General features: G+C 72.3%; 13 protein-coding genes. 2 read left to right on the forward strand and 11 right to left on the reverse strand.

The features are described 5' to 3' along the window. Nucleotides 1–5: 5 nt before the first annotated feature. The 10 genes from FJM51_RS07110 to htpX form a co-directional block, all read right to left on the reverse strand. Entirely contained in the window at nt 6–1,163 is a 1,158-nt protein-coding gene (locus FJM51_RS07110) for a DNA recombination protein RmuC (RefSeq protein ID WP_140453426.1), read from the reverse strand. Next, a complete protein-coding gene (gene mutL, locus FJM51_RS07115) occupies nt 1,160–3,007 on the reverse strand; it encodes a DNA mismatch repair endonuclease MutL (protein WP_233713010.1) in 1,848 nt (615 codons plus the stop codon). Before mutL ends, FJM51_RS07110 begins: the two co-directional genes overlap by 4 nt. A gap of 69 nt (nt 3,008–3,076) precedes the next feature. Next, nucleotides 3,077–4,399, reverse strand: coding sequence for a M16 family metallopeptidase (locus tag FJM51_RS07120; protein ID WP_140453428.1), 1,323 nt, complete (start codon nt 4,397–4,399; stop codon nt 3,077–3,079). Continuing rightward, nucleotides 4,396–5,766 (reverse strand): M16 family metallopeptidase, encoded by a 1,371-nt coding sequence (locus tag FJM51_RS07125; protein WP_233713011.1) that lies wholly within the window; start codon nt 5,764–5,766, stop codon nt 4,396–4,398. Before FJM51_RS07125 ends, FJM51_RS07120 begins: the two co-directional genes overlap by 4 nt. Before the next feature lie 124 nt (nt 5,767–5,890). Further along, on the reverse strand, nt 5,891–6,376 hold the full coding sequence (locus tag FJM51_RS07130; protein ID WP_181164471.1) for a DUF3035 domain-containing protein: 486 nt from the start codon (nt 6,374–6,376) through the stop codon (nt 5,891–5,893). Between the two features lie 85 nt (nt 6,377–6,461). Continuing rightward, complete coding sequence (lspA, locus tag FJM51_RS07135; RefSeq protein WP_140453430.1) at nt 6,462–6,977, reverse strand: signal peptidase II; 516 nt, start codon at nt 6,975–6,977, stop codon at nt 6,462–6,464. A 1-nt stretch (nt 6,978) separates the two neighbouring features. After that, entirely contained in the window at nt 6,979–8,571 is a 1,593-nt protein-coding gene (gene purH / locus FJM51_RS07140; protein ID WP_140453431.1) for a bifunctional phosphoribosylaminoimidazolecarboxamide formyltransferase/IMP cyclohydrolase, read from the reverse strand. Between the two features lie 35 nt (nt 8,572–8,606). After that, on the reverse strand, nt 8,607–10,367 hold the full coding sequence (locus FJM51_RS07145; RefSeq protein WP_140453432.1) for a heparinase II/III family protein: 1,761 nt from the start codon (nt 10,365–10,367) through the stop codon (nt 8,607–8,609). A 138-nt stretch (nt 10,368–10,505) separates the two neighbouring features. After that, on the reverse strand, nt 10,506–11,834 hold the full coding sequence (locus FJM51_RS07150) for an RsmB/NOP family class I SAM-dependent RNA methyltransferase (protein ID WP_233713012.1): 1,329 nt from the start codon (nt 11,832–11,834) through the stop codon (nt 10,506–10,508). After that, entirely contained in the window at nt 11,831–12,787 is a 957-nt protein-coding gene (gene htpX, locus FJM51_RS07155; protein ID WP_140453433.1) for a zinc metalloprotease HtpX, read from the reverse strand. The genes FJM51_RS07150 and htpX overlap by 4 nt, the downstream gene beginning before the upstream one ends. Nucleotides 12,788–12,878: 91 nt before the next feature. On the opposite strand from htpX, the gene FJM51_RS07160 reads away from it, so the two are divergent. Together FJM51_RS07160 and FJM51_RS07165 are read left to right on the forward strand one after the other, a co-directional pair. Next, nucleotides 12,879–13,067, forward strand: coding sequence for a DUF1674 domain-containing protein (locus FJM51_RS07160; protein ID WP_140453434.1), 189 nt, complete (start codon nt 12,879–12,881; stop codon nt 13,065–13,067). 4 nt (nt 13,068–13,071) lie between these two features. Beyond that, nucleotides 13,072–13,890, forward strand: a complete 819-nt coding sequence (locus tag FJM51_RS07165) for a glycosyl transferase (protein ID WP_140453435.1) — start codon at nt 13,072–13,074, stop codon at nt 13,888–13,890. Nucleotides 13,891–13,981: 91 nt separating this feature from the next. Here the strand turns inward: FJM51_RS07165 and polA are convergent, their stop codons facing one another. After that, the gene (gene polA, locus FJM51_RS07170) at nt 13,982–16,807 is read right to left on the reverse strand and encodes a DNA polymerase I (protein ID WP_140453436.1); all 2,826 of its coding nucleotides are present in this window, start codon (nt 16,805–16,807) and stop codon (nt 13,982–13,984) included. Nucleotides 16,808–16,836 lie beyond the last annotated feature (29 nt).

The following is a 16,836-nucleotide window of genomic DNA, read 5'->3' on the forward strand; positions in this document are numbered from 1 at the left end:
CCGCCTCAGGACTCCGGCAGCCGGACGAGGCGGGGCGCGGGTTCTACCCCGGCGGCCTCCTCGCCCGGGCTGAAGTCGATCGCCTCGAGCCTGCGCGCGCGATTGCCCGCCCGGTCGGCGGAGATGCGGATCTCCTCGAGATCCTTCTGCGCCTGGGCGAAATGCCGGTCGAGATTGCCGACCCGCGCGCCGAGCCGCTCCACATCCTTGTGCAGAAGCCCGAGCTCGCGCCGGATCCGGTGCGCCTCCTCCCGCATCCGCGCGTCCTTCAGGACCGCGCGGAGCGTGTGCAGCGTCGCCATGCAGGTCGTGGGCGAGACGGTCCAGACGCGGAGCGCGAATCCCTCGCGCACCTGCTCGCCGAAGCTCGCATGCATCTCGGCGTAGACCGCTTCCGAGGGCAGGAACATGAGCGCGCCCTCCGCCGTCTCCCCCTCGATGATGTATTTCTCCGCGATCGCCTTCATGTGCGCCCGGAGCGCCGCCCGCATCCGCCGCTGCGCCTCCTGCGCCTCGGCCGGCGTGCGCGCGGCGCGAAGCTGCTCGTAGGGCTCCAGCGGGAATTTCGCGTCGACCGCGATCGGCCCGGGCGGAAAGGGCAGATGGATGAGGCAATCCGCCCGTGTCCCGTTCGAGAGCGTGACCTGGAAGCTCGCCGCGTCGGGCGGCAGCGCGCGGGTGACGATCTCGCGCAGCTGGATCTCGCCGAAGGCGCCCCGGGTCTGCTTGTTGGCGAGGATGTCCTGCAGGCCGAGCACGTTCGAGGAGAGTTTCTCGATGTTGCTCTGCGCCTTGTCGATCGCGCTGAGCCGCTCCTGAAGCTCGCCCAAGCCCCGCGCCGTCCGGACCGCGCTCGCGCCGAGCGACTCGGTCAGCGCCCGCGTCACCTCCGCGAGCCGGGTCTCGAGATTGGCGCTCACCCGCGCCTGCGCGCTCGCCTGGGTCTCCGCGACCTGAACGAGCCCGCCGTGGAGCCGCTGCTGCCCTTCCGCCAGCGCGCGGATGGCGCCGTCCACCTCCTCGAGATGGCGGACCAGCGGCTCCGTCGCCCGGCCCGCGCGGGAGGTCGCGCGCAGGAGCATGAGGAACCCGGCCGCCGCCGCGACGGCGATCCAGAGCCGGGGATCGTCCCAGCCGATCGCGACGGATCCGATGGTGATCATCCGCGGCGTCCGAACAGGCGTTCGATATCGGCGAGCCTGAGCTCGACCCAGGTGGGGCGGCCGTGGTTGCACTGGCCCGAGAGCGGCGTCGCCTCCATCTCGCGCAGCAGCGCGTTCATCTCCGCCGCCGTCATCCGCCGCCCCGCCCGGATCGAGCCGTGGCAGGACATCCGGCTCAGCACCGCGTCGATGCGCTGGCCGAGCCCGTCCCCAGCCCCCTCGATCAGCGCGTCCGCGACGTCGCGGAGCAGCGCGCCGCCGTCGACCTCGCCGAGGATCGCCGGCGTCTCCCGCAGGCAGAGCGCGCCCCGGCCGAAGGGCTCGACCACCAGCCCGAGCCCGTCCAGCGCCTCGCGCGCCTCGAGCACCGCCGCCTCCTGCCCGGCGTCGAGTTCGACCACCTCGGGGATGAGCAGCATCTGGCCCGGCACCCGCGCGCCCTGCCGCGCCGCCTTCAGCCTCTCGTAGACCAGCCGCTCATGCGCGGCGTGCTGGTCGACGATCACGATCCCGTCCGGGGTCTGCGCGATGACATAGGTCTCGTGGAACTGAGCCCGCGCCGCGCCGAGCGGGTGGGATTCGGGCGCCTCCTCCTCCGGCTCCGGCTCGACCCGGGCCGAGGGCGCCTGCATCTCCTCCGCGAAGCCGAGCGCCCGCGCCGAGGGGCGCGGAGGCGGCGAATATGCATATGCATAATTGCGCGGCGCGGCGGCTGGCGGCGAATATGCCTTTGCATATTCGCCGCTCTCGGGCCGGAATGCGCCGAGCATCCCCGCTCCGGTGGTGGTCGAACCGCGATGCCCGGCCCCCGCCAGCATCTGCTTCAGCGCCCCGATCACGAGGCCCCGGACCAGTCCCGGATCGCGGAACCGCACCTCGGCTTTCGCGGGGTGCACGTTCACGTCGACCGCCTCGGGCTCGCAGGTCAGGAACAGCGCCGCCGCCGGATGCCGGTCGCGGGCGAGCACGTCGGAATAGGCGGCGCGGAGCGCGCCGAGCAGCAGCTTGTCGCGCACCGGGCGGCCGTTGACGAAGAGATGCTGCGCCACCGCCGCGCCGCGCGAGAAGGTCGGGAGCGCCGCGAAACCGCCGAGCGCGATCCCCTCCCGCTCGGCCTCCACCGCGAGCGCGTTCTCGGCGAAATCGGGGCCGAGGATCGCCCGGAGCCGGGCCGGCAGCCCGTCGAAGAGCTCGCCGGGCTCGGGATCGAGCCGCAGGATTTCGCGCGGGGAGCCTTGGTCGGTCACGTCGGAGAGGGTGAAGCCCACGCCGGGCGCGGCCATCGCGAGGCGGCGCAGGATCTCCCCGATCGCCTGCGCCTCCGCCCGGTCGGAGCGCAGGAACTTGAGCCGCGCCGGTGTCGCGGTGAAGAGGCCGGCGAGTTCCACCACCGTGCCCTTCGCGAGCGCCGCCGGACGCGTCGCCCCCTGCTCCTCGCCGCGCACGCTGATGCTCGCCGCCTCCGCCGCGCCGGCGGCGCGCGAGGTGACGGTCAGCCGCCCGACCGCGCCGAGCGAGGGCAGCGCCTCGCCCCGGAAGCCGAAGGAGCGGATGTTGGTGAGGTCGGTCCCGTCGATCTTCGAGGTCGCATGGCGCGACAGCGCGAGCGGCAGTTCCTCCGCCGGAATGCCGTGGCCGTCGTCGCTGACCCGGATCAGCGTCTTGCCGCCGTCGGCATAGGCGACCGCGATCCGCCGCGCGCCGGCGTCGAGCGCGTTCTCGACCAGTTCCTTGATCGCGGAGGCCGGGCGCTCCACCACCTCGCCCGCCGCGATCCGGTTCGCCGCCGCCGCGTCGAGCTGGCGGATCGGGCGACGAGCCTCGGGACGGGCCTCTGACTGCATGTTGGGGACCGCGACATTCATGCCGCTAGGTCTAGCATGGCACCTGGGCGCGGCGCCACCGATTAATGGTTAATCGGTGGCCTTGAGCCCCTCGGGCTGGCCCACCACGACGAAGGTGAGTTCCCCCGGATCGAGCAGCCGCTTCGCCACCCGCGCCACGTCCTCCTTCGTCACCGCCTCGACGAGATCGTTGCGCTTGTTGACGTAGTCGATGTCGAGGCCGGCGACCTGGATCCCGAGCAGCTGCTGGGCGATCCTGCCGTTGCCCGCGAACCTGAGCGGATAGGCGCCGGTGAGATACTTCTTCGCCGCCTCGAGCTCGGCCTCGGTCACGCCGCCCTCGGCCATCCGCTTCCATTCGGCGCGCACGAGCTCGACCGCCTGCGCCACGCGGTCGTTGGCGGAGGCGAAATGGCCCATGTAGAGCGCGCCGAGGTCGTAGGGCACCAGCATCGTGTTGATGCCGTAGGTGAGTCCCCGCTTCTCCCGCACCTCGGTCGAGAGCCGCGAGCCGAGCCCGCCGCCGCCGAGGATGTAGTCCATCACGAAGGCCGGGATGAAATCGGGGTCGTCGCGGTCGAGCCCGTGCTGGCCGAAGAAGACGATCGACTGCGGCACGTCGAAATCGATGACGCTGAGCGTGCCGGGCAGCTTCGGCTCCACCGCGGGCGGCAGGGTGGGTCCGGTCGCGGGCAGGTCGCCGAAGAGCCTGTCGAGCATCGGGCCGAGTTCCTCGGGCGTGATGTCGCCCACGACCGCGAGCCGCAGCCGGTCGCGCGTCATCGTCGCGTCATGCGCGGCCTCGATGTCGGCCCGGTCGAGCGCCCTGACCGATGCGAGCGTGCCATCGACCGGCACCGCGTAGGGATGGCCGGGGAAGGCCTTCGCGTAGAAGGCCTCGCCACCGATGGCGCCGGGATCGGTCGCGTCGTCTTCGAGACCGGCGACCACCTGCCCCCGCACCCGCTCCACCGCGGCGGGCGCGAAGCTCGGCCGCGCCAGCGCCTCGCGCAGCAGGTCGACCGAGGCGGCCTCGTTCTCGCTCAGCATGTCGAGCGAGACGGAAACCTCGTCCCGCCCGCAGTCGAAGCCGTAATGCGCGCCGAGATCGTCGCGCCGCTCGGCGAAGCCGGTCGAATCGAGATCGCCCGTCCCCTCCTCGAGCAGCCCCGCCATCAGCACGCAGACGCCTTCCTTGCCGGCGGGGTCGAGGCTCGCCCCGCCCTGGAAGCTCGCCTGGAGCGTGACCATCGGGATCGTGTGATCCTCGTAGAGCCAGGCGTGGAGGCCGCCCGGCGAGGTGACGGGCGTGATGGTGATCGCGGCCCGCGCGGGCAGGCCGGCGCCGGCGATCAGGAGGGCGGCGCCGAGCGTGGCGAGGCAGTGTCTCATTGGATCGCGACCTCGCCTTTCACGGGACGGGCGGGCAGGAGCCAGCCGGTGACCGAGGCTTCGGGGTCGAAGACCAGCTTCGCCGCCGCCTGTACCTCCGCGGGCGTCACCGCGCGCAGCGCGTCGGGCCAGGCCTCGACGTCGTCGATGGTGAGCCCCGAGGTCAGCGCCTCCCCGAATTCGTTGGCCCGGTCCTCGGTATCGTCGCGCTCGTAGACCTCCCAGGCATCGACCTGGCGCCGCGCCCGTTCGAGATCGGCCGGATCCGGACCTTTCGCGATGAAATCCGCGATCAGCGCGTCGAGCCGCGCCTCCGCCGCCTCGGGATCGACGCCCGGTTTCAGCGCCATGTGGAGCGTGAAGCTGCCGGGATCGAGGCTCACGTCCTGGTAATACGCGCCGGTATCGACGCAGATCGCGTCGGGGCCGAGTTCGAGTTCGCGGCTCATCACCGAGGTTGTGCCCTTGCCGATCAGCTTCGCGAGCATGGCGAGCGCCGCCGCCTGCTTCTGGTCGCCCGCCCGCCGGGCAGGCGCGAGATAGGCGCGCGTCATCACCGGGAGGGTCACGCGGGGGTCGCCGTGCTCGATGCGCCGCGCGCCGAGGGGCGGCGGCTCCTGGGGGCGGTCGCGCGGCGCAATGCGGTCCGAGGCCGGAATCGGGCCGAAATGCTTCTCCGCGAGCGCCTTCACCTGATCCGGCGTCACGTCGCCGCCGACCACCAGCACCGCGTTGTTGGGCGCGTAATGGTCCTTGTAGAAGGCCATCGCGCTTGCGAGCGTGATCTTGCCGATCTCGCTCCGCCAGCCGATCGTCGGCCGCCCATAGGGGCTGTTCACGTAGAGCGCGGCGTTGCGCCGCTCCATGAACGGCCCCTCAGGCGTGTTGTCGATCCGCGTCCGCCGCTCCTCGAGCACCACGTCGCGTTCGGAAAGCGCGCCCTGCTCGCCCGGATCGAGGTTCACCATCCGGTCGGCCTCCATCCCGAGGACGAGGTCGAGCCGGTCGGCCGAGATGTTCTGGTAATAGGCGGTGAAATCGGCGGTGGTGAAGGCGTTCTCGTCGCCGCCATTGGCCGCGATCACCGCGCTGAACTCGCCGTCCGCGAGCGTGTCGGTCGCCTTGAACATCATGTGTTCGAGGAAATGCGCGAGGCCGGTCCGCCCGGCGGGGTCGTCCGCGGCGCCGACCTTGTACCAGACCATCGAGGTCACGACCGGCGCGCGGTGATCCTCGATCACCACGCCCTGGAGGCCGTTCGGCAGGGTGAAGGTCGAAACCGCGGGATCGGCGGCGGCGAAGGCCATCGCGGGCGCGAGGGCGAGCGGAGCCAGCGCGAACAGGCTCGGGCGGGGAAGGCGGGTCAAGCGGCGTCTCCTCTCGGACGCGGCCACCCTATCGCGCTTTGCGCCGCGATCAACGGCGCGCGGCGCGGTCTTCCGAAATGTGATCCGGGCGTGACGGGCGCGGCGTGAAACGCGCCGCGGCGGCTCAGTCGCTTTCGAGCGCGCTCGGCGGCGCCGCCGGGACGCCCACGCCCCGGGCGCGCATCCGCTCGAACTCCGCCGGCGCGTCGAGGGTCACGGCGCGGTAGGTGACGTCGTTGGGGTCGCGCGCGAAGAGCCGGGGCAGAAGCTTGCCGCGGTTCTCCTCGCGGAAGACCACGTCCTCCTGGGCCAGTCGGGCGCGGATGTTCGGATCGACCGGACCGGCGCGCGCGATCAGCGCCGCGGCGCCCGCGGTGCCCGCGGCGGCGGTGTCCTTGCCCGTCAGGCTCGCCACCGCTTCCTCGCGCGGGTCGATGTCGACGCGGTTCGGCGCGCCGGGCGTCGGCGGCGGCAGGCTCGCGAGGTTCCGGGGCATCTCGAGCGGCCGGGTCGGCAGCACCATGAACTCGTCCGGGGAGCCCGCCGAGCGGAGTTCCCCGTCGCCGGTGCTGCGCGAACAGGCGCCGAGCGCCATCGCAGAAACGATCATTGCCGCCCCGGAAAGGGCACGTGGCCACCCCATGAGGTCCCCGTCCGCCGAAAACGCCCCCTCCTACCGCGGAACGCGGGCCGCGTCACCTCCTCTTGCGCGCGCGGCCTCCGGATTGTGACTTCCGGGGCGCGGGTTCGCGGGCGAAGATCAGCAGCAGGACCGCGCCAAGGAAGATCGCCGCGTCCGCGACGTTGAAAGCGAAGGGGTTGCGGACGCCCGGAACGGAGAAGTTCAGGAAATCCGCCACCGCGCCGTAGCGGATCCGGTCCCAGACATTGCCGAGCGCGCCGCCGATGATGAGCCCGACGCCGAGCGCGTCCATGACGCCGGTCCGCCGCCGCGCCCAGAAGAGCAGCCCCGCGCAGATCGCGAGCGCGAGCCCGATCAGCGCCCAGCGCCCCGCGTCCGGCCCCATGTCGAAGAGGCCGAAGTTGATGCCCTGGTTCCAGGCCATGGTGAGGTTGAACCAGGGATCGAGCACCGCGACATGGCCGCGGCTCCGCAGGTCGAGCACCTCGACCACCCAGAACTTCGTCGCGCGGTCGATCAGGTAGACAAGCGTCGCGATGGCGACCACGCGGCGGAGCGTCGGGTTCATCTCAGTGCCGGAAGTGACGCATGCCGGTCAGGACCATCGCAAGGCCCGCCGCGTCGGCCGCCGCGATCACCTCCGCGTCGCGCATCGAACCGCCGGGCTGGATCACCGCCGTGACGCCGTTGCCGGCCAGCACCTCGATCCCGTCCGCGAAGGGGAAGAAGGCGTCGGAGGCCGCCACCGCGCCCTTCGCGGGGCTGTCGCCGAGGCCGAGTTCCGCCGCCATGCGCTCGGCCTTCAGGGCGCCGATCGTCGTCGAATCGACCCGGCTCATCTGGCCCGCGCCGACGCCGACCGTCGCGCCGTCCTTCGCATAGACGATGGCGTTCGACTTCACGTGTTTCGCGACGCGCCAGGCGAAGGCGAGATCGGCCAGTTCGCGCGCGGTCGGCTGGCGCTTCGTCACGACCTTCAGATCCTCGATCGCCACCCGGCCCGCGTCGCCGTCCTGGACGAGGAAGCCGCCCGAGACCTGGCGGAAGGTCAGCGGCTTCCTCGCCGGATCGGGCAGACCGCCGGCGACGAGCAGGCGCAGGTTCTTCTTCGCGGCGAAGACCGCGGCCGCGGCCTCGGTCGCGTCGGGGGCGATGACGACCTCCGTGAAGATCTCGGCGATCGCCTTCGCCGTCTCTTCGTCCAGCGTCCGGTTCAGCGCGACGATGCCGCCGAAGGCCGAGGTTCGGTCGCAATCGAAGGCGGCGCGGTAGGCGTCGAGCAGGCTCGGCCCGGTCGCGACGCCGCAGGGATTGGCATGCTTGATGATCGCGCAGGCCGGACCCGTCGCCGGATCGAACTCGGCGACGAGTTCATAGGCCGCGTCGGTGTCGTTGATGTTGTTGTAGGAAAGCTCCTTGCCCTGAAGCTGGCGCGCGGTGGCGACGCCGGGGCGGTCGGAGCCGTCGCGGTAGAAGGCCGCGCCCTGATGCGGGTTCTCGCCGTAGCGCAGCGTCTGCGCCAAGGTGCCCGCGAAGGCGCGGCGGCGGGGCGTCGGCTCCTCGTAGGCCCCGGCCATCCAGGTCGAGACCGCCGCGTCATAGGCCGCCGTCCGGCCGAAGGCGGTGAAGGCGAGGCGCCGGCGGAAGGCGAGCGAGGTCGCGCCGTCGTTGCGCGCCAGCTCATCGGTCAGCGCGGCGTAATCCTCGACATCCGTCACCACCGCGACGAAGGCGTGGTTCTTCGCCGCCGAGCGCAGCATCGCCGGGCCGCCGATGTCGATGTTCTCGATGCAATCCGCGACCGGGGCGCCGGAGGCGACCGTCGCCTCGAACGGGTAGAGATTGACGACGAGCAGGTCGATCGGCCCGATCCCGTGCGCGGCGAGCGCGGCCTGATGGCTCTCGGCGTCGCGCACCGCGAGCAGCCCGCCGTGGACCACCGGATGCAGCGTCTTGACGCGCCCGTCGAGCATCTCGGGGAAACCCGTGAGCTCGGCGACGTCGCGCACGGGCAGGCCCGCCTGCCGGATCGCCTGGGCGGTGCCGCCGGTCGAGACGAGCTCCACCCCCCGCTCCGCCAGCGCGCGCGCGAGGTCCAGAAGCCCGGTCTTGTCGGACACCGACAAGAGGGCGCGGGTGATGGGCACGAGATCGGCGGGCATGGGGGCGGTTCCTTCAAGGGGCTCTGGCGCGGCCCTCAGGGTTCGGCCGGCGCCCGCGCGAACGGGTCGGACGCGCGCGGAGCCTCGGCGACGCGTCCGAAGGACCAGGTGATCTGCCCCAGATACTCGACCACCTCCGCGCGGACAACCACCTGTTTGGTCGTCCGTGGCCGCGCCGCCCCGGGGTCGAACCAGACCGAATCCTCGATCTCGATCTCGCCCCCGGCGGCGCGGAACTGCCAGGGATCACCCTCCGGAACGGTGAGCGTCGCGACCTGGCGATAGCCGTCGAATTCCACCCCGATCGACGGGTGGAGGTGGAAGCGCGCGGCGATGACCACGGATCCGCGCGCCGCCGCCCGGTCGAAGCGGGCGCGCGCCTTCGCATCGGTCACGCTCAGGATTTCCTCGCCCCGCGCCTCGCGGCCGCGCGCGTCGAGAAAGATCCGCCGCTCGTGCAGGAGCCCGTGGCTCGCCACGTAGCCGTCCTGCGTCGCGAGCAGCCACATGCCGGTCGCGTCCTGCGCCTGCCGCACCGAGACCAGCGTCGGCCCGTCCTCCAGCCGTTCGCCGAAGGTCCGCGCCGCGAAATCGCGCGAGACGATCCGGGCGGAGGAGCGGTTGTCGACCTCGACCGTGCTCGCCGCCGCGGTCTGGCGGCAGAGATGCGCCCAGTCCGCGCCGAAATCCTGCCCCGGGCCGGCGTTGACGACGAGCGGCTGGCGGCCGTCGCTCATCTCGAAGGCGAGCGCGGAGGCATGGGCGCCGAGCGCCGCCGCGCCCGACGGGGGCGCCGCGCCGTCCATGACGAGCGTCAGGCGCCCGCCGGTCAGCCGGACATAGCCCATCGGGAGCCGGGGCTTGGCCTGCGCGCCGAGGCGCAGTTCCGCGAGCGCGAGGTCGAGCCGCTCCGGCGTTCCCGGCCCGCCGCCATGGAAGCGCGCGAGCGCGCCGTCGCCGAGACGGAGCGCGCGCAAAACCGGCACCGCCCGGGCGATCGCGGCGAGAAGCGCCGGGCTCGCGGGCGCCGCGCCGTCCTCGAGCAGCCGCGCGGTCCAGGTGAGCAGGATCACCGCCTCCGCCAGATCCTCGGGCACCCGGGAGGCCATCGCCCCCTCGGCGTCGATATATTCCCCCGCCACCTCGCCCAGCAGGGCGACATGCGCGCCATGCTCGCGATGCGGCAGAACCCGGCCAACCCAGACGAGACCCGCGAGCGCGCGGAGCCGGGCGAGCCCGTCCGGCGCCTTCTCCCAGGCCGCGCCGAGATAGCGCCCCTGGGCGGCGAGCGCGCGCCAGAAGCGATCCGCCCCGCCCTGATCGACGCCCTGGGTCAGCATCCCGGCGTGCAGGCTCCAGGCCATCGCGCGAAGGCCCGCGCTTTCCGGCGCCCAGCCGGGGCCGGAGCCCGAGCCGTAGTGCCGGATCCAGTCGAAGGTCCAGGATTGCGCGAGGCCGCGCGCCGCCCGGCTCCCGAGCGTCGCGAGATCCTCGAGCCAGCGGAAATCCTGCCGCGCCGCCTCGACGCGCGCCACCTGCCCCGCGGGCGGAACGGCGTCCCAGATCGAGCCCGGCCCCACGGGGAGTTCGAGCCCGTCGAACACGGGCCAGAGGCCAGCCACCATGCGCCGCCCGCGATCCGCGTCGCCGTGCAGCGGCGGCTCTGGCAGCGTCTCGGCCACCTTCGGCTTGGCCCCGAGCTTCGCGCGGCTCGCGCGGACGCGGTTCCGCAACTGATCGCCGGGACGCGCCAGCCGGGCGCCCAGCGCCTTCAGGAACAGAGCGGAATTCGCCATGACGGCTTCGAAAACTGCCTCGGGAACCAGAATTTTCGTGTCCCCGTGAGCCTAGAGCATCCCGGGAAGGCGGGAAACGGCTTTCGGGGACAGGAGTTCACGCGCCTCCGCCGGCGTGGCTTCCGTGCCATCCCGGGTTCAGCCCCGGGCGAGCACCGCGGCGAAGAACCCGTCCATCCCGCCGCGCTCCGCCCAGAAGTCCGGCCGCGTCCGGAGCGCGCCCTCGGGCGTGATCCAGGCCGGATCGAGCCCGAGCCCGGCGGGCGGCGGAAGGGGCCGCGCCTCCGGCGTCTCCGCGCGGAAACGCGCGATCCGCTCCTCCCCTTCCGCGGGCAGGAGCGAGCAGACGCAGTAGACGAGGCGCCCGCCCGGGGCGAGCCAGGTCCAGGCGCGGGCGAGCAGCGCGGCCTGAAGCCCGGTCAGCGCCGCCACCTCGGCGCCGCCGCGCAGATGCGGCAGGTCGGGATGGCGCCGGATGGTCCCGGTCGCCGAACAGGGCGCGTCGAGCAGGATGGCGTCGAACGGCGCCTCCGGCGCCCAGTCCCGCGCATCCGCGACGACGATCTCGGCCCCGAGCCCGGTCCGCGCGAGATTGTCGCGGAGCCGCCCGAGCCGCCCCTCCGAAATGTCGAGCGCGGTGACGCGCGCGCCCGCCGCGGCGAGTTGCAGCGTCTTTCCCCCCGGCGCGGCGCAGAGATCGAGCACGCGGAGCCCCGCCACCGGCCCGAGCAGGCGCGCGGGCAGCGCGGCGGCGACGTCCTGCACCCACCAGTCGCCGCTCTCGTAACCCGGCAGCGCGGAAAGCTGGCTCCGCGTCCGGAGCCGGAGCGAACCGGTCGGCAGGAGTTCGGCGCCGAGCCGCTCGGCCCAGAGCGCGGCCGCCGCCGGATCGCGCGGAGTGAGATCGACGGGCGGCGGTCCGGCGTGATGCGCGGCGGTGATGGCGGCGAGCACCTCCGGCCCATAGGCGCGGCGGAGCGGCTTCGCGAGCCAGGGCGGCGTCTCCGCCTCCGCCGCCGTTTCCCAGAGCTCCGCCCCGCGTTCGCCGATCCGCCGGCCGACCGCGTTGACGAGCCCGGCGAGATGGCGCCCCTTCGGATGCTGGCGCGTCAGCCGGACGGCCGCGTCCACCGCCGCGTGCGCCGGCACCGCGTCGAGCCGCGTCTCGGCCACGGCGAGGCGGAGCGCGTTCAGCGCCGGGGCGGCGGGGGGCTTGGTCAGGAAGGCCGAGAGCACGGCGTCGATCCGGCCGAGATGGCGCAGCGCGCCGGTCGCGAGCGCCTGCGCCCGCGCCCGGTCGGCCGGGACGAGGCCGGCGAGCGGCCCGGCGGGCGCCGCGATCTGATCGGCGAGGCTCGCGCCACGTTCGAGCACGCCGGCGAGGAGCGCGGCGGCGGCGCTCCGCGCCGCGAGGCCCGGCACCGCCTCGGGACGGTCCGCGCCCGCCCGCGCCTGGGCCCGGCTCACCGGCGCCCGGCGGGCCGGCCCGCGCTCGGAATGCTGGTGGGCCGCAGGCCCGCCTCGTCGAACGCCCGCTCCGGCATCGGCGCGCGGCGCGCGGACCCGCCCGCGCGGCCACCGCCCGCCATCGCCTCGAGCGCGCGGATGCGGTTCTCGACATTCGGGTGGGTCGAGAAGAGGTTGTCCATGCGCTGGCCCGAGAGCGGGTTGATGATGAAGAGCGGCGCCGTCGCCGGGCTGCGCTCGGCGCTCGGCATCTCGATCCGGTGCGCGTGGCCGGAGATCTTGCGCAGCGCGCTCGCAAGCGCGAGCGGCTTGCCGGAGATCTCGGCGCCCAGCTTGTCGGCGGAATATTCCCGCGTCCGGCTGATCGTCATCTGGATCACCATCGCCGCGAGCGGCGCGAAGAAGACCGCGAGCAGCACCGCGATCGGCCCGAGCGGGTTGTCGCGGTCGCGCGAGCCGCCCCCGAAGAAGAGGCCGAACTGCGCGAGCATCGAGATCGCGCCCGCCACCGTGGCCGCGACGGTCATGATGAGCGTGTCGCGGTTCCTGATATGGGCGAGTTCGTGGGCGATCACGCCTTCGAGTTCCTCCCGGCTCAGGAGCTGGAGGATGCCGGTCGTCGCGGCGACGGCGGCGTTTTGCGGATCGCGCCCGGTCGCGAAGGCGTTCGGCTGGTCGGCGCGCACGATGAAGACGCGCGGCATCGGCAGGCCGGCGTTCTTCGCGAGTCGCGCGACCATGTCGTGGAGCTCCGGCGCGGAGGCCCGTGTCACCGCCTCGGCGTTATGCGCGCGCAGCGCCAGCTTGTCGGAATTCCAGTAGGCGAAGGCATTGGTCCCGATCGCGAAGACGAGCGCGATCAGCATGCCGCCGGTGCCGCCGATCAGGTAGCCCACGCCCATGAAGAGCGCGGTCAGCCCGGCGAGCAGCAGCATCGTCCTGAAGTAGTTCATCCGTCCTCCACCCCCGAAGCCGCGTCGAACCGCCCTTGCGAGCGGCGGCGCCGGGACCATATGATCGGCCAACCGATCCGGGAGACTATATATGTCCAGCCAGCCGACTGAAAAAGAGGCGCGTCAGGCCGCCCAGGCCGCCCGCGCGCTGGCCGAAGCCGCGGAACGGCGCGCGGGCGAGCCCGCGCGGATCCTTCCCGTCGAGCACGGCGGCCCCTCCGGCCCCGAGCCGACACGCTACGGCGACTGGGAGAAGAAGGGCATCGTCAGCGATTTCTGAGACGATGCCGGGCGCGCCGATCAAGCAGGTCGTCTGCATCAACTGGGGCACCAAGTACGGCGCGCCTTACGTGAACCGGCTCTACGCCGGGGTCGCGCGCAACATCACGCCGCCCTTCAGCTTCACCTGCTTCACCGACACCGAGGCGGGTCTGCGCCCGGAGGTGCGGCGCTTCCCGCTGCCGCCGATCGACGTGGCGATGCCGACGGGGACGAAGGGGATCTGGCCGAAGGCGCGGCTCTGGGGGGCGGAACTCGGAGATCTGACCGGGCCGGTGCTGTTCATGGATCTCGACCTCGTCGTGACCGGGAACATGGACGGGTTCTTCACCGAAGGGGCCCCGGATGACGTGATCCTCGCCCGAAATCCCTCCACGCCGCTCGAGAAGCTCGGCCAGACCTCGCTCTTCCGCTTCCCCGTCGGCAAGCTCCTGCCGCTTCAGGAGCGGTTCCGGGCCGATCCGCAGGGAGTCGCGGACACCTACCGTTTCGAGCAGCGCTTCGTCACGCGCGAGGCGCCGGGCGGGATCTCGTTCTGGCCTTCGGGCTGGGTCAGGAGCTTCCGCAACGACTGCGCCCGGCCGTTTCCGCTGAACTTCTTCCTGCCGCCCCGGCTGCCGGAAGGCGCGAAGGTGGTGATCTTTCCGGGTGGCCTGCTGCCGCCGCATGCGATCGCCGGGCACTGGGGCCGGCACTACCGGCCGATGACGCGGATGGAGCACCTCAGGGGCGTGTTCGGGCCGGACCGCCCCGACCCGCCGCTGCGCTATCTGCGGCATTTCATCCTGCCGAGCGACTGGGTGGCGAAGGCCTGGGCGGAGTGAGCGGGGACGGCGGCGCGGGGTGAAGGGGATGGCGGACCGAGGTCCGCCCTACGCCCCGTAGGGCGGACATTTGTCCGCCGCCCCCTCGCGCTCAATGCGCCGCCGCCCAGTTCGCGCCGCTGCCCGCCTCCACGACCAGCGGCACGTCGAGCGCGAGGACCGGCATCGTCGCCGCCTCCATCACCGCCCTGACCGCCGCCGCCGTCTCCTCGACCGCGCCGGCCTCGACCTCGAAGAGAAGCTCGTCGTGCACGGTCAGGAGCATCTTCGCCGGCAGCCCCGCGATCGCCGCCGGCACCCGGATCATCGCGCGGCGGATGATGTCGGCGGCGGTGCCCTGGATCGGCGCGTTGATCGCCGCGCGCTGGGCGAAACCCGCGTGCGGCCCCTTCGCATTGATCTCGGGCGTGTGGATGCGCCGGCCGAACAGCGTCTCGACATGGCCGTTCGCCTTGGCGAAGGCGACGGTCGCGTCCATGTACTCGCGGATGCCGGGGAAGCGCTCGAAATAGGTGTCGATGAACTTCTTCGCCACGTCGCGCGGGATGCGCAGATTGTTGGCGAGACCGAAGGCCGAGATCCCGTAGATGACGCCGAAATTGATCGCCTTCGCCTGCCGGCGGATGTGGCTCGGCATCCCCTCGATCGGCACGCCGAACATCTCGGAGGCGGTCATCGCATGGATGTCGAGCCCCTCGCGGAACGCCTCCTTGAGCGCGGGAATGTCGGCGATATGGGCGAGGATGCGGAGCTCGATCTGGCTGTAGTCGAGGCTCAGCAGCTGCTGGCCCTTCTCGGCGACGAAGGCCTCGCGGATCCGCCGCCCCTCCTCGGTCCGGACCGGGATGTTCTGCAGGTTCGGATCGGTCGAGGCGAGCCGGCCGGTATTGGCGCCCGCGATCAGGTAGGAGGTGTGCACCCGCCCGGTGCGCGGATTGATCGCCGCCTGCAGCGAATCGGTATAGGTCGATTTCAGCTTCGAGATCTGGCGCCAGTCGAGCACCCGCGCCGGCAGGTCGTGCCCCTGCGCCGCGAGTTCCTCGAGGATGTCGGCGCCGGTCCCGTAGGCGCCGGTCTTGCCGCGCTTGCCGCCCGGCAGGCTCATCTGGTCGAACAGAACCTCGCCGAGCTGCTTGGGCGAGCCGATGTTGAACCTGCCCCCCGCGAGCCTGTGGATCTCGTCCTCGAGCCCCGCCATGCGCTGGGCGAAATCGCCGGAGAGGCGCGACAGCTGGCCCCGGTCCACGCGGATCCCGTGCGCCTCCATCTCGGCCAGCACCGGGACGAGCGGGCGTTCCAGCGTCTCGTAGACCCGCGTCACCTTCGCGAAAGGGAGCCGGGGGCGCAGCGTCGCGCGGAGCCGCCAGGCAACCTCCGCCTCCTCCGCCGCGAAGGGCGCGGCGGCCTCGATCACGACTTCCCCGAAGGTCTTGGGTCCGCGCCCGCCCATCAGCGACTTGCGCGGGATCACCGCGTGGCCGAGATATTTCTCGGCCAGCAGGTCGAGCCCGTGCCCGTGCAGCCCGGCGAAGAGCGCGTAGCTCAGGAGCATCGTGTCCTCGATCGGCGCGACCGCGACCCCGTGGCGGAGCAGGATCTTGGTGTCGGCCTTCATGTCGTGGCCAATCTTCAGGATCGCCGGATCCTCGAGCACGGGACGCAGCAGCGCGAGCGCGTCGTCGAGGGGCATCTGGCCCGGCACGCGGGTCTCGCCGCTCAGCAGATCGGCGGGGCCGCTCATGTGGCCGAGCGGGAGATAGGCGCGCTCGCCCGGCCCGGTCGCGAGCGAGATCCCGACGAGATCGGCCAGCATCTCGTCCGGGCCGTCCATCTTGACGCCGATCGCCACCGTGTCGCGATCCGCGATCCGCGCGACCCAGGCTTCGAGCGCCGCGGCGTCGCGGATGACCTCATGGCGCGCGGGATCGAGCGGCGGGAATTCCGGCCGGGCCGGACCCTGCGACGCCTCCGCGCGCGGCGCGGCGCCCGCGCCCGGCGCCGTCGCGGCCTCGGCGACCGGCGCCGCGACGCCGAGCTTCGCGGCGACGCGCGCGGTCAGCGTGCGGAATTCCATCCTGTCGAGAAAGCCGAGCAGCGTCTCGGGATCGGGCTCGCGCACCTCGAGCGTCTCGAGCGGCTCCTCGACCGGCGTGTCGCATCTGAGCGTCACCAGATCGCGCGAGACGCGGATCTGGTCGGCGAAATTGATCAGCGTCTCGCGCCGCTTCGGCTGCTTCACCTCGGAGGCGCGGGCGAGCAGCGTGTCGAGATCGCCGTAATCGGCGATGAGCTGCGCCGCCGTCTTGATGCCGATCCCGGGGGCGCCGGGGATGTTGTCGACGGAATCGCCCGCGAGCGCCTGCACCTCGATCACATGCTCGGGATAGACGCCGAACTTCTCGAACACCTCGTCGCGCCCGATCCGCCGGTTCTTCATGATGTCGAACATCTCGATCCCGGGCCGGACCAGCTGCATCAGGTCCTTGTCCGAGGAGATGATCGTCACATGCCCCCCCGCCTCGGCCGCCTGGCAGGCATAGGTCGCGATGATGTCGTCGGCCTCGTAGCCCTCGAGCTCGACGCAGGCGAGGTTGAAGGCGCGCGTCGCCTCCCGGATCAGCGGGAATTGCGGGCGCAGGTCCTCCGGCGGCTCCGGCCGCTGCGCCTTGTAGGCGGGATAGAGCGCGTTGCGGAAGGTCCGGGCGGAATGGTCGAAGACGACGGCGACATGGGTCGGCGCGTCGGCCCCCTTCGCATCCTCGACCATCTTGTAGACCATGTTGCAGAAACCCGCGACGGCGCCGATCGGCAGGCCGTCGGACTTCCGCGTGAGCGGCGGCAGGGCGTGATAGGCGCGGAAGATGAACCCCGAGCCGTCGATCAGATGGAGATGATGCCCCTTGCCGAAACGCTCCACATCAATGGCCCCCTCGGCCTCAGGTCGGG

This window comes from Amaricoccus solimangrovi, from assembly GCF_006385685.1.
Lineage (GTDB): Bacteria > Pseudomonadota > Alphaproteobacteria > Rhodobacterales > Rhodobacteraceae > Amaricoccus > Amaricoccus solimangrovi.

Excerpts from the sequence above, each read along its gene's own strand:
- FJM51_RS07165 (WP_140453435.1), top strand. The coding sequence starts at position 13,072 with ATGCCGGGCGCGCCGATCAAGCAGGTCGTCTGCATCAACTGGGGCACC.
- purH (WP_140453431.1), bottom strand. The coding sequence starts at position 8,571 with ATGCCCGCCGATCTCGTGCCCATCACCCGCGCCCTCTTGTCGGTGTCC.
- mutL (WP_233713010.1), bottom strand. The coding sequence starts at position 3,007 with ATGCAGTCAGAGGCCCGTCCCGAGGCTCGTCGCCCGATCCGCCAGCTC.
- FJM51_RS07130 (WP_181164471.1), bottom strand. The coding sequence starts at position 6,376 with ATGATCGTTTCTGCGATGGCGCTCGGCGCCTGTTCGCGCAGCACCGGC.
- FJM51_RS07110 (WP_140453426.1), bottom strand. The coding sequence starts at position 1,163 with ATGATCACCATCGGATCCGTCGCGATCGGCTGGGACGATCCCCGGCTC.
- FJM51_RS07160 (WP_140453434.1), top strand. The coding sequence starts at position 12,879 with ATGTCCAGCCAGCCGACTGAAAAAGAGGCGCGTCAGGCCGCCCAGGCC.
- FJM51_RS07120 (WP_140453428.1), bottom strand. The coding sequence starts at position 4,399 with ATGAGACACTGCCTCGCCACGCTCGGCGCCGCCCTCCTGATCGCCGGC.
- lspA (WP_140453430.1), bottom strand. The coding sequence starts at position 6,977 with ATGAACCCGACGCTCCGCCGCGTGGTCGCCATCGCGACGCTTGTCTAC.
- htpX (WP_140453433.1), bottom strand. The coding sequence starts at position 12,787 with ATGAACTACTTCAGGACGATGCTGCTGCTCGCCGGGCTGACCGCGCTC.
- FJM51_RS07145 (WP_140453432.1), bottom strand. The coding sequence starts at position 10,367 with ATGGCGAATTCCGCTCTGTTCCTGAAGGCGCTGGGCGCCCGGCTGGCG.